This is a genomic window from Candidatus Krumholzibacteriota bacterium, assembly GCA_016932415.1.
Classification (GTDB): Bacteria; Krumholzibacteriota; Krumholzibacteriia; order Krumholzibacteriales; family Krumholzibacteriaceae; genus Krumholzibacterium.
The window spans coordinates 65856-86360 of record JAFGCX010000036.1; the positions used below are offsets into that span (position 1 = coordinate 65856).

21 protein-coding genes and 2 tRNA genes are annotated in these 20505 nt (G+C 49.7%); 22 read left to right on the forward strand and 1 reads right to left on the reverse strand.

Annotated elements, in window-relative coordinates:
• Window positions 1-26: 26 nt before the first annotated feature.
• Window positions 27-102: transfer RNA gene (locus JW814_12290), tRNA-Phe, on the forward strand.
• A 5-nt stretch (window positions 103-107) separates the two neighbouring features.
• Here JW814_12290 and JW814_12295 read toward each other — a convergent pair.
• Window positions 108-1370 (reverse strand): glycosyltransferase family 4 protein, encoded by a 1263-nt coding sequence (locus tag JW814_12295; protein MBN2072226.1) that lies wholly within the window; start codon window positions 1368-1370, stop codon window positions 108-110.
• A gap of 189 nt (window positions 1371-1559) precedes the next feature.
• On the opposite strand from JW814_12295, the gene JW814_12300 reads away from it, so the two are divergent.
• From JW814_12300 to JW814_12400, 21 genes are all read left to right on the forward strand, one after another.
• Complete coding sequence (locus JW814_12300) at window positions 1560-1760, forward strand: hypothetical protein (GenBank protein ID MBN2072227.1); 201 nt, start codon at window positions 1560-1562, stop codon at window positions 1758-1760.
• Between the two features lie 35 nt (window positions 1761-1795).
• The gene (locus JW814_12305; protein MBN2072228.1) at window positions 1796-3727 is read left to right on the forward strand and encodes a pyruvate carboxylase subunit B; all 1932 of its coding nucleotides are present in this window, start codon (window positions 1796-1798) and stop codon (window positions 3725-3727) included.
• 27 nt (window positions 3728-3754) lie between these two features.
• Window positions 3755-5845 (forward strand): FAD-dependent oxidoreductase, encoded by a 2091-nt coding sequence (locus JW814_12310; GenBank protein MBN2072229.1) that lies wholly within the window; start codon window positions 3755-3757, stop codon window positions 5843-5845.
• Window positions 5842-7005: an FAD-binding oxidoreductase gene (locus tag JW814_12315; GenBank protein MBN2072230.1), complete on the forward strand. Its 1164-nt coding sequence runs from the start codon at window positions 5842-5844 to the stop codon at window positions 7003-7005. The genes JW814_12310 and JW814_12315 overlap by 4 nt, the downstream gene beginning before the upstream one ends.
• 162 nt (window positions 7006-7167) lie before the next feature.
• A complete protein-coding gene (locus JW814_12320; protein MBN2072231.1) occupies window positions 7168-7551 on the forward strand; it encodes a response regulator transcription factor in 384 nt (127 codons plus the stop codon).
• A gap of 2 nt (window positions 7552-7553) precedes the next feature.
• Window positions 7554-8786: a type II secretion system F family protein gene (locus JW814_12325; GenBank protein MBN2072232.1), complete on the forward strand. Its 1233-nt coding sequence runs from the start codon at window positions 7554-7556 to the stop codon at window positions 8784-8786.
• Window positions 8787-8839: 53 nt separating this feature from the next.
• Complete coding sequence (locus JW814_12330; protein MBN2072233.1) at window positions 8840-9190, forward strand: prepilin-type N-terminal cleavage/methylation domain-containing protein; 351 nt, start codon at window positions 8840-8842, stop codon at window positions 9188-9190.
• Between the two features lie 81 nt (window positions 9191-9271).
• Entirely contained in the window at window positions 9272-9628 is a 357-nt protein-coding gene (locus JW814_12335) for a type II secretion system protein (GenBank protein MBN2072234.1), read from the forward strand.
• Window positions 9625-10182 carry a prepilin-type N-terminal cleavage/methylation domain-containing protein gene (locus JW814_12340; protein MBN2072235.1) on the forward strand — a complete coding sequence of 186 codons (558 nt, stop codon included), beginning with the start codon at window positions 9625-9627 and terminating at the stop codon, window positions 10180-10182. The genes JW814_12335 and JW814_12340 overlap by 4 nt, the downstream gene beginning before the upstream one ends.
• Before the next feature lie 48 nt (window positions 10183-10230).
• A complete protein-coding gene (gene pilM / locus JW814_12345; GenBank protein ID MBN2072236.1) occupies window positions 10231-11283 on the forward strand; it encodes a pilus assembly protein PilM in 1053 nt (350 codons plus the stop codon).
• The gene (locus JW814_12350) at window positions 11283-11876 is read left to right on the forward strand and encodes a PilN domain-containing protein (protein ID MBN2072237.1); all 594 of its coding nucleotides are present in this window, start codon (window positions 11283-11285) and stop codon (window positions 11874-11876) included. Before pilM ends, JW814_12350 begins: the two co-directional genes overlap by 1 nt.
• Before the next feature lie 8 nt (window positions 11877-11884).
• The gene (pilO, locus tag JW814_12355) at window positions 11885-12475 is read left to right on the forward strand and encodes a type 4a pilus biogenesis protein PilO (GenBank protein ID MBN2072238.1); all 591 of its coding nucleotides are present in this window, start codon (window positions 11885-11887) and stop codon (window positions 12473-12475) included.
• A 6-nt stretch (window positions 12476-12481) separates the two neighbouring features.
• Window positions 12482-12976, forward strand: a complete 495-nt coding sequence (locus JW814_12360) for a hypothetical protein (GenBank protein ID MBN2072239.1) — start codon at window positions 12482-12484, stop codon at window positions 12974-12976.
• 19 nt (window positions 12977-12995) lie between these two features.
• Entirely contained in the window at window positions 12996-14105 is a 1110-nt protein-coding gene (locus JW814_12365) for a type II and III secretion system protein (protein ID MBN2072240.1), read from the forward strand.
• Window positions 14105-15805, forward strand: a complete 1701-nt coding sequence (gene tadA, locus JW814_12370; GenBank protein ID MBN2072241.1) for a Flp pilus assembly complex ATPase component TadA — start codon at window positions 14105-14107, stop codon at window positions 15803-15805. Before JW814_12365 ends, tadA begins: the two co-directional genes overlap by 1 nt.
• Before the next feature lie 128 nt (window positions 15806-15933).
• A tRNA-Thr gene (locus tag JW814_12375) sits at window positions 15934-16009 on the forward strand.
• Window positions 16010-16237: 228 nt separating this feature from the next.
• A complete protein-coding gene (locus JW814_12380) occupies window positions 16238-16447 on the forward strand; it encodes a 4Fe-4S binding protein (protein MBN2072242.1) in 210 nt (69 codons plus the stop codon).
• A 124-nt stretch (window positions 16448-16571) separates the two neighbouring features.
• Window positions 16572-17684, forward strand: a complete 1113-nt coding sequence (locus JW814_12385; protein ID MBN2072243.1) for a 2-oxoacid:acceptor oxidoreductase subunit alpha — start codon at window positions 16572-16574, stop codon at window positions 17682-17684.
• Window positions 17685-18500 carry a 2-oxoacid:ferredoxin oxidoreductase subunit beta gene (locus JW814_12390; GenBank protein MBN2072244.1) on the forward strand — a complete coding sequence of 272 codons (816 nt, stop codon included), beginning with the start codon at window positions 17685-17687 and terminating at the stop codon, window positions 18498-18500.
• Window positions 18497-19045 carry a 2-oxoacid:acceptor oxidoreductase family protein gene (locus JW814_12395; GenBank protein ID MBN2072245.1) on the forward strand — a complete coding sequence of 183 codons (549 nt, stop codon included), beginning with the start codon at window positions 18497-18499 and terminating at the stop codon, window positions 19043-19045. Before JW814_12390 ends, JW814_12395 begins: the two co-directional genes overlap by 4 nt.
• 113 nt (window positions 19046-19158) lie before the next feature.
• Window positions 19159-20499, forward strand: a complete 1341-nt coding sequence (locus JW814_12400; GenBank protein ID MBN2072246.1) for an NADP-dependent malic enzyme — start codon at window positions 19159-19161, stop codon at window positions 20497-20499.
• The last annotated feature ends 6 nt before the right edge of the window (window positions 20500-20505 follow it).

Here is a 20505-nt window from a genome sequence, read left to right on the forward strand (position 1 = left end):
ATAAAATGAATAAGATTTCTCTCCGTGGGAAGGTAGCTCAGTCGGTAGAGCAACGGATTGAAAATCCGTGTGTCGGCGGTTCGATTCCGCCCCTTCCCACCACCGGATCAGACCGGGATACTCTCACCGGTTTTTTCTTTTTCAATAACAGGGATGACTGGAATCGGACGCCGCAGGCGTTCCTGAAGAATATGCCGATATATTTTCATCTGTCTCTCTATGACATCTTCTTCCCTGAAAATGGTCAACGCTTTCTCTCTCGCTTTTTCCCCCATGATCAATCTTTTTCCCCTGTGCAACGCAAGATCTTCGATCGCGCCACGAAGAAGATGGATATTTCCGGGGGGGAACAGAAACCCGTTTATTCCGTCATCGACCTGCTCCCTGCAGCCCCTGATGGCCGTCGCGATGACGGGAAGCCCCGAGGACATCGCTTCGCAGATTGATCGGGGCAGACCCTCCCGGTATGAAGGCAGAACGAAAATATCACTGGCAGCGAGGATTCTTTCAGGATCATCGCGGAATCCGGTCAGGATTACCCTTCTGTCAAGATCATTTGATCTGATCGCCTTCCTGACTGCTTCAAAAGTGGTTGAGTCCCTGTCAGCGGCTGTAGTAGAGTCGCCTGTTATTACCAGTGTGAGATCCTTGTGAGCAGTGGCAAGAGGGATGAATGAATCGATCAGGTCGAGGATACCTTTTTCCTTTACGATCCTCCCGATAAAACTTACCACAACGGAATCGATGCTGATGCCGAGTTCCTTTCTGATTTCCGACCGGATGTCGGCATCTGGCGCGAAAAGATCGGTGTCGACGCCATTTCCTATATGAAGGATCCTGGATGGTGAAAGAAAACTGGTATTAAGGGCCTTGTCGGTGTCCTCGATGCTCTGACAGAAAAGATAATCCGTTGCCAGTCTTCCCGCCGAGAATTCGGCGAGTTCGAAGACGAGTCTTTTATAAAGTCTCATATTCTCATGAAAGTAAAATCCATGCGCCGTATATATTATTTCAGGCACACCTGCAAGCCGCGCTGCCAACCGGCCGGTGAACGCCGCTACCGGGGTATGAAGATGGACGATATCATATTTCTCGTTTTTCAGTAGGCGGTAGATATTTTTAACCGCCTTGAGGATATTTCCCGGTGACATGCTTCTTTCGATCCCGATGTCGTGGAAATTGAATCCAAGCGATTCAAGGTACGCCGGTGTCCCATCGCCCAGATCAGCCGCCGCGGCGTCGACATGGCAACCGTTTTTCAGCAACTCCTTCATCAGTGGAAGCATAAGTTTTTTTATCGCCAGATCGATCGTTGCTACCTGCAGGATCCTCGGCCGTCCTGTCTCTCGATTTATTTCAGGTAATCCCATCTGAAGTCCCCTTCTTTTCTGAACGTTCGGCCGCCCGGCCGGACAAGACCCTCGTGTGTCGTGACTAAAGTCCTTTTATATCAATTTCTTTCGGCAGGAAGTATGGGTGGTTTAGGGAATTCTTGTTGACAGTCAGGAAAACCCTGTCATATCTTTCACCTGTACGGAGCAAGCAGGAAGGTGGATCTGATGGATCAGGACCTGGTAATCGCGATTACGGCGGCTATTCAGTCTTACATTGATACTGAATCTGTCGAAAAGAAAAGAAGATTCGGCCCCCAACTCAGTCCGTGGAAGATGGGTTCGCGCCGTGAGACGATGACAAAACGTACTCTTGCTGTCAGGGGAAACCCCGGCACGGTCAGATTACGTAGATTTTCCCTGATATAAAAACAATCTGCACAAAGATGGGGATGGGGTAAAAGATGTCTGCCGGTGAGAAAAAATTAAAAAGAAGAGTTCCGCTGGGAATCACGGACACGACGTTCAGGGATGGTCATCAGTCTATTCTGGCCACTCGTTTTCGAACGGAAGATATGCTTCCGATAGCGGACAAGATGGATCAGGTCGGATTCCATTCAATGGAAGTATGGGGTGGAGCCACCTTTGACGTTGCCACGAGGTTCCTGAATGAAGATCCATGGATTCGGTTGACTGAATTGAAGAAAAGGATCAAAAAAACACCGCTTCAGATGTTGCTGAGAGGTCAGAACCTTGTCGGTTACCGCAACTACGCTGATGATGTCCTGGAGCTTTTTATACATGAGGCGGCGGAAGCGGGGATAGATATTTTCAGGGTATTTGACGCGTTGAATGACGAACGCAATTTCGAGGCGTCATTCAGAGTGATAAAGGAGACAGGCAAACATATACAGGGGACTATTTCCTACTCACTGACCGAAAAGCGGCTTGGTGGAGAGGTCTTTACGCTCGACTACTACGTCAACAAGGCGAAAGCTCTTGAGAATATGGGCGCCGATTCTCTCTGCATAAAGGATATGGCCGGACTTCTTAATCCCTACGACGCGTATGACCTGGTGAAGACCCTGAAGAAAAAGATTTCCATTCCTGTTCATCTGCATTGCCACTACACCAGTGGCATGGCGTCGATGACGTATATGAAAGCGGTCGAAGCGGGTGTCGATGTCCTCGATTGCGCGCTTGCTCCATTCGGGCTGAGGACATCCGAACCGGCGGTCGAACCGATGGTCGCCGCTCTCGCCGATACTGACAGAGATCCCGGTCTCGACCTGGAGAAACTGTTTGAACTTGGCAATTATGTCGAAAAAGTCGCGCCGAAATACAGGCGTTTCCTCAATACGACGAGGATGGCTATTATAGATACAGGCGTACTCGAGCATCAGATACCGGGAGGCATGCTCACCAATCTGGTAAGCCAGCTGAAGGAAGCTGATGCGCTAGACAGGCTCCAGGAAGTCTATGATGAACTTCCGCTGACGCGAAAGGAACTCGGTTATCCTCCGCTCGTCACTCCGACGAGCCAGATCGTCGGTATTCAGTCAGTCCAGAACGTGCTTTTCGGGCGCTACAAGATGATAAGTGGACAGGTCAAGGATTATGCGTATGGACTCTATGGAAAACCTCCGGTCGAGATGGATCCGAAAGTCCGAAAAATGGCGTTAAAAGGATATCCCAGAGGGGAGACTCCGATCACATGCAGAGCTGCCGATATGCTCGAACCGGAACTGGATAAGGCTCGCGAAGCTGTCAAGGGACTCGCAAGGGACAACAGGGACCTTCTCATTTACGCGCTCTATCCGACGACCGGCATGAGATTTCTTCGCTGGAAGTATGGTCTCGAAGAACCTCCCGCCGAGTTGAGGCCGGTGACACTCGACGATGTCGAACGGGAAGATGAGATGCTCGCGAATGTCAAGTCGGGGAATGTCAAGATATCATCCTCTGCCGGCGCGCCGGCAAAAGGGGCGGGCCTGAGAGCATTCAACGTGTTTGTCGGAGGGCAGCATTATAATATCGAAGTCGAGGAAGTCGGTGGAAAGCCGCGAGCTCGTTCGATCGGAGATACTGCCCCGATCGTAAAGAAGGAGACGAAACGGGAAAAGGCTCGAAAGAAAACGGAAAAAAGCGCGGATGCTCCTTCATCGGAGACAATCGGGTCTGAACTCGCCTTCACAGCTCCCATGCCGGGAATGGTCGTAAGTTTTGAAGTCAAGGAAGGTGACAATGTAAGCGAGGGGGATGTCCTGGTCATTCTCGAAGCGATGAAGATGCAGAACAGCCTTACTTCGAACGTAAGTGGAACAATCAGGTCGTTGAAGGTGGCTCCCGGGAAGTCCGTCGAGAAGAACCAGGTGCTGCTTACGATCTCTCAATAAAACGGGGTGCGGAGAATCGCTTTATCTATGAATATTGACAACAGGCTTAAAATACATCCGATACTGCCGATTAAGGACAGAAAAGAGATTTCATTCACATTTAACGGCAAGAGTCTGCGGGCACTTGAAGGTGAAGTCGTAACTTCCGCCTTATATGCCAATGGTATCAGGATATTCGGGCATCACACAAGGGACGGGGCTCCACAAGGGATATTCTGCGTCAATGGTCAGTGCAGCCAGTGCATGGTCATCGTCAATGGAAGGATCGTCAAGGGATGTATGACTGTGCTCGAGGAAGGGATGCGGGTCGAAAGCTGCGAAGGATCCCCGGTTCTTCCGGCTGACGACTTCCCCGGGGAATTTACCGATTGCGATGAGATCGAGACGGATGTCCTCGTGATCGGGGCCGGCCCGGCGGGAATCAATGCGGCGATCGAACTCGGAAATCTCGGAGCGAAAGTCCTCCTTATCGATGACAAGAATGAACCCGGCGGAAAACTCACCTTACAGACTCACCCTTTTTTCGGTTCGCGGGATGATTGTTATGCCGGCACAAGAGGGATCGATATCGCCGATCTGATGACCAGGCAGCTTGATTCCCTCGATTCGGTGTCTGTCTTGACCGGAACGACCGCTGTGGGAGTATTCAGTGACAGGAAAATCGGATTATACCGTGGAGATGAATATTTCTTTGTGTTGCCCAGGATCGTGCTGGTAGCATGCGGCGCAAGGGAAAAGACGCTCGCCTTCCCAGGATGCGATATGCCCGGGGTGTACGGAGCGGGTGCTTTTCAGACATTGCTGAACAGGGACCTGGTAAAACCGGCCGAAAGGCTGTTCATAGTCGGCGGTGGCAATGTGGGGTTGATAACGGGGTATCACGCTGTCCAAGCCGGCATAAAGGTCGTCGGGCTGGTCGAAGCACTGTCCAGATGCGGCGGTTACAAAGTGCACCTGGATAAGCTGAGACGCCTGGGGGTCCCCGTATATACTTCGCATTCGATACTGAAAGCCGAGGGTTCGGATTTTCTTGAGAGCATAACGATAACAGCGATAGACGGCGAGTTCAGGCCCGTCAGGGGAACTGAGAAAAAGTTCGATGTAGATACTCTTCTTATCGCGGTCGGTCTCTCACCGGTCGACGAATTACGCAGGAAACTGGAAGCATTCGGGATCGAATCATACAGCTGTGGAGATTCAGAAGAAATAGCTGAAGCATCCGCCGCGATATTCAGTGGAAAGATCACAGGGAGAAAGATCGCCCGGTCTCTCGGATATGAGATTGATATACCTGATGCCTGGGAGAAGACTCAGGAAGTCCTGCGCAGCAGGCCCGGGTCGACAGTACCGTTTGAACCTGAAGACCCTGGCAGTGATATTTTTCCTGTTTTAAGGTGCATAGAAGAGATACCATGCAACCCGTGCGTCGATTCGTGTCCCCATTCCTCCATCCTCATACCAGGCGATTCGATCATGGGACTCCCGGTATTCAGCGGTCAGTGTACGGGTTGCATGAAGTGTGTTACGGCCTGTCCGGCCCTCGCGATAACCCTGGTCAGGAGGGGAACAGCATCGGATGGGGAAGGCTCACGCGTTGTGATCCCTTACGAGATGCTCCTCGACGATCTGAAAGAAGGCCGCGTCGTCAATACAGTGGATCTTGAAGGTAATCGTGTCGGTGAAGGAAAGGTTTTAAAGGTAAAAAGATCCCCTGGAGATAAAAAACGCTGGCTGGTAACGCTTGAAGTCCCCGACGATGATATTCTGCGCGTCGCCGGTTTCATCGATCTCGAGGCCGAAACAGGGGTAAAAGGCCTTCCCCTCGAAGAATCTGTCCCTGATGATACGATCATATGCAGATGCGAGAGGATTACGGCCGGAGAGATAAGGGCAGAGATAAGGGCCGGAGTCATCGATATGAATATTCTCAAAGCGACCATAAGGACAGGTATGGGAGCTTGCGCCGGCAGGACATGTACCGATCTGATACTTAATCTTTATAAAAACGAGGGCGTCGATATTTCCAGGGTGACTTTGCCTACGGATAGACCATTTGTATCCGAAGTCCCCCTTTCGGCCTTCGCCGGGATCAATAAAAGAGGCGGGAACAGGGATTGAAGAAGTATGACGCGATCATAATCGGAGCTGGAAGTGTCGGTTGTCCACTCTCGTATTTTCTCTCCCTGGAAGGGTGGAAAGTACTCGTCCTTGACGGGGGAAGGTCTCCCGGTCAGGGGCAGAACAAGGCGGCGATCGGTGGAGTCAGGGCTACGCATTCCGATCCGGCCAAGATCAAACTCTGTCTGAAAAGTCTCGAGATATTCTCAACATGGGAAGAGAGGCATGGAACTGATATCGGTTGGATCGAGGGAGGATACTGTTTCCCTGTCTACAGAAAAAAGGATGAAGAAGCTCTGAAGCAGCTTCTTCCCGTTCAAAAGGATTTCGGTCTTGATATCGACTGGGTTGATCCGTCAGGGATCTCCTCTCTAGTACCGGGGATCAATAATGATGGTCTTCTTGGCGGCACCTACTCTCCAGGAGACGGACAGGTATCTCCCCTGAAGGCCGCTGCCGCTTTCTGGAAGGAAAGCAGGGACAGGGGAACCGAATTCTTGTTTGGCGAACCGGTGATATCGCTTCTTATCCGGAGCGGAAGGATCGAGGGCGTCGAGACTTCGAAAGGAAAATATTACTCTGATGTGGTTGTAAACGCCGCCGGAGCTTACGCGAAAGAGATCGGGATGATGGCGGGGCTTGAGATCCCGGTGGTGCCTGAGAGCCATGAGGCGGGAATATCCGCTCCAATGGAACGTTTTTTTGATCCTCTCGTAGTCGACATCCGTCCGGGAACTGAAAAGAGAACGGCAAATTTCTATTTTGGCCAGAATGACCGAGGCCAGGTAATATTCTGTTACACGCCGATCGATCCGATCGAGGGAACGAATCTTTCCGCCACATCGGAATTCATGCCAGTGATCGCCCGAAGGTTGATTGACCTGATCCCAAGATTGAAGAATATGCTGGTGAGGAGGGTCTGGCGAGGATTATACCCGATGACACCGGACGGGATAATAATTCTCGACAGCGTCAGAGAGGTGACAGGGATGTACCTCTGCGCCGGAATGTGTGGACAGGGATTCATGCTTGGGCCTGGGGTCGGACTGAATATGGCCAGATTCATCATCACCGGAAAACCGCAAATCGAGGAGGAAATCTTCGCCTCGGTCGGTTTTTACAGGGATTATCATGCCGCGAATGGCGAGACGCTTAAATAGCTTCCTTAAAAAACAGGGACTATAGTACCTTTTTCCCTAAACTATTCCAGATAATCTCCGAGAATATAACCAAGAGTCGCGGTATCGGTCTGTCCTGGCGGATATCCGTAAATTGATGGAGAGTGTCCAGCCTCGACAGTCGCGATAGATGAGGGAGGAATAATGAAAAAGATCCTGGTAATCGAGGATTCGAGACTTGTCTCGGAGTTGTTAAAAGTGGAGCTGGGGAAAAGGGGATATGAAGCAGTAGTAAGGGATGATGGACTTGAGGGATTAAAAACGGCCAAGGAAATCGTTCCTGACCTTGTCATCCTTGACGTCATGCTTCCATCGATGAATGGGTTCAAGATATGCCGCCTTCTTAAGTTTGACAAACGGTTCAAAAAAATACCCGTCATCATGCTGACGACAAGATCGCTTGAAGACGACAAAAAGATAGGCATGACAAGCGGGGCGGATGGATATATGGCAAAACCGTTCAATATCGACGAACTCGTCGAAAAGATCGAATCTCTGACCCTCGTCGAGAGTAAGGTTGCTGATTGACGATGCCTTTTTATCAGTATAAGGCTTTTAATAATAGTGGAATCATGGTCAAGGGGGAGATGGAATTCGCCGACAGGGTACATCTTCTCAATAAACTGTCAGGCATGGGGTATCATGTCTCCTCTCTTAAAGAAAAACGTTCGGGGAATCTACACGCGATCCTGGAGAAACTCGGGTATTCCTCCTACCGGATAAGCAGAAAAAGCAGGATAGTATTTACCAGACAGATGGCATCGCTTCTCGACGCTGGGATCCCGATAAACAACGCTCTCACGCTTATCAGAAAACAGAACGGTGACAAGGGACTCTCAATCCTCGTGCAGGAACTCAAAAAAAGTATCGAAGGTGGTTCGGCCGTGTCCGAAGCTCTCTCCGGAAGAAGAGACGTATTCTCAGATTCATATATTTCGATGGTCGAAGCCGGTGAGGTGTCGGGAATGCTGGCAGAGACTTTCAACAGGCTTGCCGACCTCGAGGAAGCTGAGAATGACAGGGCCGAAAAGGTCAAGGCTGCCGTATCGTACCCCGTGATACTTCTTATAGCCTCGCTTCTGGGAATCAATTTCCTTATGATAGTCGTCTTTCCGACTTTCATAAAGATCTTTGACGCGGCAGATATCGCGCTTCCTTTCACCACCAGGACCACTATCCTCATAAGCCGGTTCATGAGGGAAAACCTGATCCTGATCGCGGCGGTCATACTGGTCGTGGTACTGATATTGAGATGGTATAACGGAACGGAGAAAGGCAGATATTTCTTTGACGATATGAAATTGAGAATTCCTGTCTTTGGTCCACTTTTCCTCAAATCCAGCCTGGCGTCTTTTTCCCACACCTATCAGTCGCTCAACAGCAGCGGCATAGCGATATCGCAGAGCCTTGGAATAATTGCCAGGGCGATGGGAAACTCCGTGGTCAAACGGGCCGCGCTTAAAGCGAAGGATATGATAAGCGATGGCGGAACGATAGCGGAGTCATTCAGCAAAGCGGGAAGTTTTCCTCCCCTTGTCGTGCACATGGTGTCGATCGGTGAGGAGAGCGGTAACATGGATGAGATGCTTGGAAAATTGAGTGAATATTATGAAAAGGAGATAGGTTATTCGATAGCAAGACTGACTACTGTGATTGAACCAGTGCTGATAGCCGCGATGGGATTGATCATCGCTTTTATGTACCTGTCCCTGATCACTCCGATGATGCAGATGATGAAAGTGGCGAAGGGAGGTGGTCTGTGAAAACCTGACCGTTGAATTAACAGGCAGAAGAATCGTTTGATGGAGGAAACAAGATGGTGAAAAGAAAAAAAGACGGGGGATGGACCCTGATAGAACTGGTAATCGTCATTGTCATACTTGGATTGATCGCCGCCGTGACGATCCCCGCGTATATGAATATGACAGACAGCGCCGAGATCAATTCATGCCAGGCCGCCCAGGCTACGATCCGGTCAGCTGTAAGTATCTATTACGCGAAAAATGTCGGAACGCTTCCGGCAGGTCTGGCAACGACGATGTTCATGAACAACGAGATTCCGACCTGTCCGACCGGGGGAACGATCACCTATACGAAGACATCGGACAGTACATATACCGTTTCATGCAGCAACAGCGAGCATAACGCGGCCGCGCTGACGCCTTAGGGCCAAAGGATGACAGTGAAGACAGAGAAGTCACTATAGAAAGGATCATCCGATGAACCCGGAGACGGGAGGAGTCTGCCGATGAGAATATCAGATCAGAGTGGGTTCACTCTGATAGAACTTATCATCACCATCGTGATCCTTGGGATGATCGCGTATTCGTTCTCATCGATGTACGCAGGGCTGCTGTCTGCTTCATCACACGATGACATGATGACTCGCGCCGCGCAGATAGCGGAAAACAGGATGGAAGATTCGGTGAGATCGGGAGTCGGTATTGCGCCGGTATCCTGGACTGCCGATTCAGGGTACGAATGGATGAGAGATGTGACTGTTCTTAAGGACTCAGGAGGCGCTCCAACGCTGGTCAAGATCGAAGTTCGAATAAGGAAGGATGAGAGAATCATATGTTCCCTGGTCACGCATATTGCCGGATGAGAGAATGCCTGGCTTTGCCCTGCTCCCACGTGAGCGGGATGACTCTGATAGAACTGATCATCACCATAACGATCATCGGTATCATCGTTATGGCTGGTGCTCCTCTTCTTATCGATCTGATGACGACTATGTCAGTCTCGCAGGGAAAGGCCGGAATAAACAGGATATCACGCGAGTCTTACGCCGGGATCTCGGGTGAGATAAGATCAGCTCTTGGCGATCCGCTATCGATGCGCCCCTGGGTAAGTCCTGATGGCCTTGTACTAAGGATTTACAGGAACAGTAACCAGGCTGATTCGATAAGGTATTACTTCGAATCAAATGGAGAGTCGGTGTTTCTCTTCAGATCAGCGGCCGGTGGAGCCGGTGTGCTGGTTCCGTCATTTGCTGACAGGGATGTCGATTACATGGGAGGGAGCTTCTTCGTTGATAACGGAAACACGGGATATTCGACGACGGGCCAGGTCGGATTGAATGTGAAAATCCGTAAGGATCGCAGTATCGAACCTGACTCGACGATCTTCGAATTCGGATTCCAGTGCAGGAACTATTGAACCGTCGGACAGGGAAAGAAGTTTCTGGCAAGAAAGGATTATTTGCCGATGATCTCGATAGCGGGACATAAGCGGGTTCTTGGTATCGATATGAGTCCAAGGTTTATAAAGCTTGTCGAAGTCGAGTCAGGCCGAGGTGGCATTATGGTCCTGAAAACAGCTATAGACCGGATAACGGAGGATGATGAGGATGGAGGCCCCGTGAGATACGCCGAAAGACTGAAAGGACTTATACGGAATAACGGTATCAAGGCGAAAAAGGCTTTTGCCGTACTTATGCCCGAGGATGTTATTGAAAGATTTGTGAGCGTGCCGGCCGAAGCGGGAAAGAAAATCAGGGAGATCATCGAGTGGGAGGTCCCCAAGCATATAGACTACTCGATGGAGGAAACCGTCTATGATTACAATATCTCGGAAATCCCCGACAGCAGCCGGAAAGACGTTCATCTCGCGATCGCCAGAAGAGACAGAGTCGAAAAGCTGGCCAGCATTATTCAAGAAGCAGATCTATGTCCCGAAGGGATCGAATCGAGATCGAGCTCGCTGTGCAGGCTTATGAATGGTTTTTCAGGTATTGAGAAAAAGACAGTCGCGATCCTCGATATCGAACACAGATGGAGCACATTGTTGATACTCAGGGATAAGGTCCTTATCATGTCCAGGAGAATCGAGAACGGAACAAATGATATTCTCGAATCGATCTCCAGCCTGATCGGCTGCAGTGAACATGAGTCGCGCGTTTACATGATGGAGACCGGTTTTTCAGAGCCGATCATAAATGGGGAGGAAGTCCCTCCACTATCTCTAGAGTATACTGTTTATTCAGCGATAGAAAGGTCAGTAGACAGACTTGTGGCAGACCTGAAAAGATCTTATGAGATATTCAAGGCTCAAAATGAGATGCAGAATAATCCGGACATTATCTACCTGACCGGGGGAACGTCGCTTCTTCCAAATATCGACAGGGTCCTGCAGATCAAAATGGGTATAGAAACTGAAGTACTCGATCCGTTTGGAACTGGATTGCTTTCTGATGAGAGCGGTACGGACTCTTTCGCTCAACTGACGGTTGCTCTAGGGCTGGCTATAAGGAGTCGATGATGGGCGAAATCAACCTTATGCCGCGGGATTTGATCTTTCTTCTGAAGTGGCCGATCAGAAAGATCGTTGTCATAGCAGTGCTTTCATCGATTGCCGGTTCATTGGGCATATCTGCCGCTTACGAGAAAATGATCATTGATAACAAGAGGATCATCTCAAAATTCGATACCGATCTGTCCGATCTTTCCCGTCGAAAGGACGAGATGTCGGTGATTATAAATGGAATGGAAAAGATTCCCGATAGAAAAGCGGAGATAGATAAGATCGCGAGAGTTCTGAAAGAGTACGACACGGAAAGGATACTCTGGTCCGGCCTGATCGGAGAAATAAGTCGAAACTGCCACAGGGATCTATGGGTGGACGTCATGGAAGTATCCGAACGGCGGACAAAGGATAAAGACAGTACCGGACAAAAGAGCCTGGTACTGATGCTTGATGGCAAGGCGATCGACAGGAAAAAAATAGCTCACTTTCTGCAGTTTATGGAATCAAGCAGAAATTTTGAAAATATTGAACTGATGAAGGTAGAAAGCGCGTCACACGAGGACAAAAGATATTATAGATTCGAGATAGTATGTCACGTGGTCAGGTGATTGCCGGTATGAAGGAAAGCAGAACAAGAATAATATACATGATCGTTTCCGGTGGGGCTGTCTGTCTTTTGCTGGTAGCCGTGACTTTTCTCTCTCCCATAGCGATCAGGGCGAATAAAATCATTGCCACTAAAACGAGAATGGAAAACCGGATATTGATTCTGAGGAATGACGAATTGCCTGAAATGGAGAAGGAAGTATCCGTGGCGACCCGGATGGAAAGCCTGTGGGGGGCGCTTATCGAAAAACACGAACTCCTTACCAGGCAGGTACCTGAAAACCCCGAAATAGGAATCCTGATAGAGGAGTTTACCGATATAGCGGAAAAAACAGGTGTCGAAATACTGAACGCTTCGTCAACCGGAACGATTTTAAAACCTGGATTCAGCACAGTTCCAATAGAACTGAGTGTCAGATGCAGTTATTCGAAACTGGAAGATCTAATAAGGGAGATAGAGAGTGCTGAAAGGTTGTTGAGGATCGATGCTTTCAGGATCGATTCGGATATGACTATAGATCCACTCCTCCACATAGAATTTAAGATCAGCGCGTTTATCAGGAGCAGCGGCATGGCTCAATCTCCGAATGAAAGCGGGTAGATGATTATGCGACTTTTAAAAAATATCATAATCATTATCTGCCTGACGCTTTGCGCCATGGTCGTCCAACGCGACACGCTTGAGGCCCAGGAATACAATATAAAAGAGATCATGAAGAAGGAAGCAGCTGCGATAGATCAGAAAGAACAACTTGGCGAGGATATACTTCAGCAGATGCAGGATATAATAGCCGATCTCGACAGCTTGATCTCCTTCAGAAACCTTAAGAATCCGGAGAGATGGGCTGGAAATATATTCAGGCCCCGCTTTAGTCTTTTTATTAATACAATCGATTCATCCAGGCCTAATGAAAAGAAAGACCGGGGGGAACCCGATCTGGTTCTTACCGGGACTCTGATCGGAAACGGGAGAGCGATCGCGATCTTCGGAACACGAGAGGTTAAAGTCGGGGATGTTATTGATGGTTTGACGGTCAGCAGAATAGAGACAGGGATCGTAGTCCTTGAAGGTAAAAATGGGCTTTTAACGATACGAATGTAAATAACCGGGGATGTCAATGATGAAACTTAAAGATCTCATGAAAACGCTTCTTGTCACAGGCACTCTATTCGCGGCATCAGGTCTTGGTGCTACGGAAAAAGTGAATATCAGCGAAGATTTCGACTCCAGGTGGGATTCCAGGGTCTCAATAGAGTTTTCCCAGACCGATATAAAGGAAGCCTTGAGACAGCTGGCGAGGATCTCTGGACTGAATATAATAACAGGGGAGAAGATCACGGGAAGCATCACGGCAAGAATGATCGACGTCGACCTGGAGGAGGCACTTTCTTCGATTGTCAGATCCTGCGGCTATTCATATATGCGTGAAGGGGATATTATAAGGGTCGTTACCGTCCCTCCGGAAATGGTCGGTATCGACAGGGATACTCCGCAAGTCCTGATCGAATCGAAGATAGTCGAAGTTGTCCTTGGAAAATCAAATGAATCGGGAGTCAACTGGGAGATGCTTTCTTCAGAAATGGGTGATGGCGTCTTTGTCGATGGAACTGTCGATCTCCCCCGCGGCGACTCGGGTCTCCTGCTGAATATCTACAACGGGGATGTAGAAAACCTGATCCAGATGATCTCCCAGCAAAGCAGCACCAACATTTTATCTTCTCCGCGCATAGTGGCTCTCGATGGCAGGGAAGCAAGAATACTCGTAGGTGAAAAAGTGGCGTACCAGCAGTCGTTCGGGCAGGCGAGCGGAGGGATCACGACTACTACCGTTAATTTCGAGGATGTCGGAATAAAGCTCTACGTCACGCCATTCGTCAGGCCCGATGATACTATTATCATAGATATCCTGGTGGAAGTCAGTTCGGTAAAAGAATGGAGATCGGTCAGCAATGGTGACGAGATACCGATAATCAGTACCAAACAGACTACAAGCAGGGTCCTCGTCAGAAACAATACCACATTGATAATAGGGGGTCTGATCGGAGAAAACAGGATCGAATCGGTTTTTAAAGTCCCCGTCCTGGGATCTATTCCCCTCTTGAAATATCTTTTCAGCAGCAGAAGGTCGGAGACGACCAAGACAGAACTGACAGTATTTATAACGCCGAAACTGATGGTCCACGAGTCAGGCGGGAGATCAGACCAGGCCTTGATCAAGGAAGAACAATAATGAGGTCAAAAGTAATTACTTCTTTTCTTCAAAAATTAGGTTCCGATCTTGTCGAGCAGGGGGTCATCACTCAAAGTCAACTCGACCAGGCCAGGACCGAAACAGAAGATACCGGTGAAAATATGGGAGAGGCCCTCGTGAGACTCGGTTTTGCCGATTATAAACTGGTTAATAAATTTATCGGGGACGGACTTAATATCCCGACTCTGGAACTTGAGGATTATGAGATCGATCCTGCCACGGCAGCCCTGATAGACGAGGATACGGCACGGGGCCACAGCATGATACCGCTCTTTGAAATTGAAGACGTGATCACCATAGCTATGGTCGATCCTTTCGATATATTTGCCATCGACAAGATAAGGGATATAACGAACAAGATAGTCGAACCGGTTCTTGCAAGCGAAAAGGATATCAGGGACAAGATCGATTCATTCTGGGGGGAACATAATAAACTCGATGAATTGATGGATGATCTTACCGAGAGATCGGCCCATGACGCCGTGAATCATACCTTTGATGAAGAGGCATCTGAAGGAATCCAGACTGACGACAGGCCGGTGATAAAACTTGTCGACTCGATTTTCAGCGACGCAATAGAAAGAGGATCGAGCGATATCCATCTGGAACCTGAAGAGGGAAAATTGAAGGTGAGATACCGTGTCGACGGAGTGCTTCATGATATTTCCTCGTTCGGAGCGGAATATCAGGCCGCTGTCATAGCAAGAATAAAATACATGGCTGACATGGATATCGGAAAGAGAAGAGTTCCCCAGGACGGGAAAATACACCGGGTGATCGATGGGAAGAAATTCGATTTCAGGGTATCGACATATCCGGTCGTCTATGGCGAAAAGCTTGTCATGAGGATCCTCGATCTCAGCAGCGTACGGGTAGACCTTGGCGAACTTGGGCTCGATCCCGACCTTCTTGGCAGATACCGCCAGATAACGCAGGGAAATAACGGCATCATTCTCGTCACAGGACCAACGGGAAGCGGAAAGACGACTACCCTGTACGCCACATTGAACGAGATCAGGGCCGAACATCTCAACATAACCACGATCGAGGATCCCGTGGAATACGAGATGAGGGGAGTGAATCAGGGTCAGGTAGACGTGAAGGGAGGGGTCACATTCGCTTCAGCCCTTCGAGCGATTGTCCGCCAGGATCCCGATGTCATTCTTGTCGGTGAGATCAGGGATGGCGAGACATCTGAACTTTCCGTGAGAGCAGCCCTTACGGGGCATCTTGTTTTCAGTACTCTTCACACGAACAGCGCGTCAGGGGCGATAAGCAGGTTGACAGATATGGGGATCGAACCGTTCCTTATAGCTTCAACTGTCAGGGGAGTCCTTGCCCAGCGTCTTGTCAGGCTGATCTGCCCCGATTGCCGTAAGGAATATAAACCGGAACCCCGGGAATATGAACTTCTTGATGTCGAGACTTCTTCCTCCCCGGTCTTTTTCAGGGGAGAGGGTTGTCAGGCTTGCGGCGGCACCGGCTTCAGGAAAAGGATAGGTATCTATGAACTGCTCACGGTTAGCAGCGATATCCGCGGGCTCATCCTGGAAAAAGCTCCGGACTCGGTAATCGAGGAAGCGGCTGTCAGGTCGGGAATGAAGACGATGAAAATGGATGGGGCGAGTAAAGTGCTTCAGGGATTGACTACGGTGGATGAAGTGATGAGGGTCATCTGAATTCTGAGTCCGCCAGTCGCGGGCAGCACGGGCCGCCATTCTGACAGCCCCAATGGCGATTATTTTCAACAGATTAAAGAAAAATCTTGAAAAGGTACAGGAACTCAATATATTGAGTATTCACAGGGGCTGGTGTAGCTCAGCTGGTAGAGCAACGCATTCGTAATGCGTAGGTCGTCGGTTCGATTCCGTCCACCAGCTCCAGTAGGTTTAAAGCGCGTTTTCTTCGCTGGCATCATCCGCGGTGAATCTGCCTTTATAACCGATGGGGCTATCCTCTAAGAAAACTCTGAAAAAGACAATTAAAGTTAAAAAGGGCTTGATATTAAAATTTTGTTGCTATATATTGAACCCGAATTTTACAATGCGCTTTGTGTATTGAGTATAAAACTATTATTAATAATAGTTTATGCGAACCCGAAAGGCAAATAGATGACCGAAGAGCAGTCGGCTCCAAAAGAGCCGGCGGTCATAACAGTAAAGCCTGAGTGGTGCAAGGGTTGTGGAATCTGTGTTGCCTTCTGCCCTAAAGATGTCCTGGTGATGGAAGGTGGAAAGGCAAAGGTCGAAAGACCCGACGATTGCATAAAATGCATGCTTTGTGAATTGCGCTGCCCGGATTTTGCGATAACAGTTGAATAGGGACTCCTGAAAAGGGGTCCTTTTGTTTTAGTTACAGTAAGATATCTTTTAACAGGGACTGCAGAGAGTCCTTAAAAAGGAGTAGATCATTTTGAATAATGATCCTTCCAGCCGGATACGCATGATGCAGGGAAACCAGGCATGTGCTGAAGGAGCCCTGGCGGCCGGTTGCCGGTTTTTCGCCGGATATCCTATCACACCCTCTTCCGAGATCGCGGAGCATCTTTCCGTTGCTCTTCCCAGGCTTGGCGGCAAATTCATTCAAATGGAAGATGAGATCGCCGCGATGGGAGCGATAGTCGGAGCTTCCCTGGCAGGGTTGAAATCGATGACCGCGACATCCGGTCCGGGATTCAGCCTGAAGCAGGAGAATATCGGATATGCCAGCATGGCTGAAGTCCCCTGCGTTGTCATCAACGTGATGAGAGGCGGACCGAGTACGGGGATGCCTACCCTGCCGGCACAGATGGATGTTCAGCAGGCCAGATGGGGCAGCCACGGCGACAGAGGTGTCATTGCGCTTGTGGCAGGATCCGCTCAGGAATCTTATGAACAGACGATAAGAGCTTTCAATCTCTCCGAGAAATATATGACTCCGGTCATCCTTCTCCTTGACGAGATAGTGGGGCATACGACAGAGAAGGTCGTTATTCCGGAGAGTTCGCAATACGAGATCATCGACAGGGTAAAACCCGATATTCCACCGGACGAATATCTTCCCTACAGGAAGACGGAAAACCTCATTCCGGTCCTTGCTCCTTTTGGTACCGGGTATAAATATAACGTAACAGGATTATGTCACGACGAGACCGGTTTTCCAACGAATGATTCGGTGGTCATCGATGCTCTGATAAGGCGCCTGACCGACAAGATCATGCTGAACAGAAAAGATATAATCAAAAACAAGACGCTCATGCTCGAAGATGCCGAGATAGCGATCTTTGCTTACGGTTCAGTATCACGTTCGGCCCGGAGCGCGATCTCCATCTGCCGCAACGCCGGGATCAAGGTCGGACTCTTTCAACCTACCGTCATATGGCCTTTCCCTGAAGACGATCTGCTCGAAGTAGCCGGCAGAGTCAAAGGGATCATAGTTCCGGAGATGAACATGGGCCAGATGGCCAGGGAAGTAAAACTTGCCTGTCAATGCAAGACCGCAGTCCATAAACTCAACAGGGTCGATGGACAGCCGATCACTCCAGGAGAGATAGTGGAATTGATAAAGGGGGTGGTCTGATTGTTTAATTATATCGAATATATCAGGGAAAACAATTTTCCTCACATCTGGTGCGCCGGTTGCGGGGACGGGATCATCCTCAAGGCGCTGATCAGATCGATAGATAAACTTAACATATCGAGGGATGAGTCTGTCATGGTCTCGGGTATTGGATGTTCCAGCAGGACACCGGGGTATATCGACCTGAACACCCTGCATACGACTCATGGCAGGGCGTTGCCGTTCGCCACGGGAGTCAAACTGGCAAACCCCGATCTGAAAGTGATCGTCATCACCGGCGATGGAGATGCCACGGCGATAGGGGGAAACCATTTCATACACGCGGCGAGGCGAAATATCGATCTTACGGTCCTTCTCTATAATAACTACATCTACGGGATGACCGGCGGGCAGTGTTCCCCGATGACTCCGAGGGGTTCGAAGGCTTCTACCGCACAGCATGGGAATCTCGAAGCGTCGTTTAATACGAGCGGCCTCGCGATAGCGGCGGGAGCTTCCTTTGTCGCGAGAACCGATGTCTATCATGTGCAGCAATGCGAAAAATATATTACCAAGGCTCTTCAGAAAAAAGGTTTTTCTCTTGTAGAGATAATGACTCCATGTCCTACCGCTTACGGGAGAAGGAACAGGATGGCCAATCCCGTAAAGATGATGGAATGGATGAGGGATAATACTGTCCCGCTGGCCAAGTATGAAAAATTGACAGAAGAGGAGCGGGAAGGGAAGGTCAGCACGGGGATACTTTGCGATATTGAGAAAGCTGAATTCACCAGCGAGTACGGAAAGTTAATCAAAAATGTCAGGACGGAAGAATAATGGAAAGATATGAGATCCGTTTAAGCGGTTCTGGAGGACAGGGTTTGATTCTTGCCGGAAAGATCCTTGCCGAAGCCGCCGCGATATACGAGGGACGCAACGCTGTCCAGACCCAGAGTTACGGTCCAGAAGCGAGGGGTGGAGCGAGTAAAGCTGAGGTCGTCATAAGCGACGGGGAGATCGAATATCCGAAAGCTATCGAACTCGATCTTCTGCTTTCCCTGACCCAGGAGTCATGCCTGAAATATTCTACAGATCTCAAGACCGGAGGCATCCTGATCATAGACTCAACGTCGGTCAAGGAATTGCCCGACGGCGATTTCAGGGTCTTTTCAGCCCCCATAACAGAGATTGCCATCAACACGGTCGGCAAAGCCGTAGTGACTAATATAGTCGCTCTCGGGATCCTCACCGCCATCTCGGGTATCGTCTCTGAGGAATCGATAAAGAAAGCTATTCTTGCCCGAGTACCGAAAGGTACCGAAGAACTGAATATGAAGGCCTTTGATGAGGGGTCGAAGGCTGGTAAGGAACTTCTGTCCTGAACAGCCGGTGCTGAATGGACGGGGAAGAAGGAAAAAAAATAATCAACAGCCTGGAGCAGGTGTTCGGGACTTCAAGAGCATCTCCCGGCCAACCGGATACAGGAGGTAGATCGATGGCTTCAAAGATGACCAAGGAAGAACTTCTGGCCAAGGCGCAGCAACCTGCTGCCGACGCGATGAGACTGCACCCTTTCTACAAGGGCAAACTTGGCGTCATGCCCAAATGCTGCATACGCAACATCGATGATTTCGCGATCTGGTATACTCCAGGGGTCGCCAAGCCCTGTCTCGACATCAGGGATAATCCGGAGACAGTCTTCCAGCACACGAACAAGGGTAATATGATCGCGGTAATATCAGATGGGACAAGAGTACTCGGCCTCGGGGATATAGGGCCGGAAGCGGCGATACCGGTGATGGAAGGAAAAGCGATACTTTTCAAATATCTCGGCGGCGTCGATTGTGTCCAGATCTGTCTCGATACCAAGGATCCTGACGTCTTTATCGAAACAGCAAAACTTCTTCAGCCATCTTTCGGTGGTTTCAACCTTGAGGATATCGCGCAGCCCAAATGTTTCCGCATCCTTGATACGCTCAGGAAGGAATGCCGCATACCGGTGTGGCACGACGATCAGCAGGGAACCGCCGCGGTGACTGTGGCGGGCCTGATCAACGCGGTAAAGATCGTGGGCAAGGAGATGTCGGAAGTCAAGGTTGCGATGCTGGGCGCGGGAGCGGCCAACATCTGTATCGCGAAAATGATCATCCTGGCGGGAGTGACAGCGGAAAATATCACGATGGTCGACAGCAAGGGGATCATCCACAAGGGCAGGGAAAAAGAGTTGAGTACGATTTACAAGGAAAAATGGGAAATGGCCCAGATAACCAACGGCGATAACCTGACCGGGGATGCTCCGGAAGCGATAAAGAACGCCGATGTACTGATCGCCCTGTCAAAAGTCGGTCCGGATACGGTAAAACCTGAATGGATCAAATCGATGGCGGACGACTCTATAGTATTCGTTTGCGCCAATCCCATTCCCGAGATATATCCGTGGGATGCCAAGGAAGCGGGCGCCAGGATCGTGGCCACGGGCAGAAGCGATTTTCCGAACCAGGTCAACAATTCGCTTGGATTCCCCGGCATCTTCAGGGGCACTCTCGATGTGATGGCGAAGACGATCACTGATGAGATGTGTGTCGCCGCCGCCAGGGAACTGGCAAAAACAGCGGAAGATATAGGAATGCATGAAGATTTCCTTCTTCCCACGATGGATAACTGGGAAGTCTACCCGCGTGAAGCTGCCGCCGTCGGCAGGATGGCGATAGAACAGGGTATCGCCAGACTCGATTTCACTTATGAAGAATTGAAGGCAAAGGCGGAAAAGACGATAAAACACGCGAGAGAATCGTTTCAGAGCCTTCAGGATAATGGATTTATCGAAATGCCTTAACTGCCT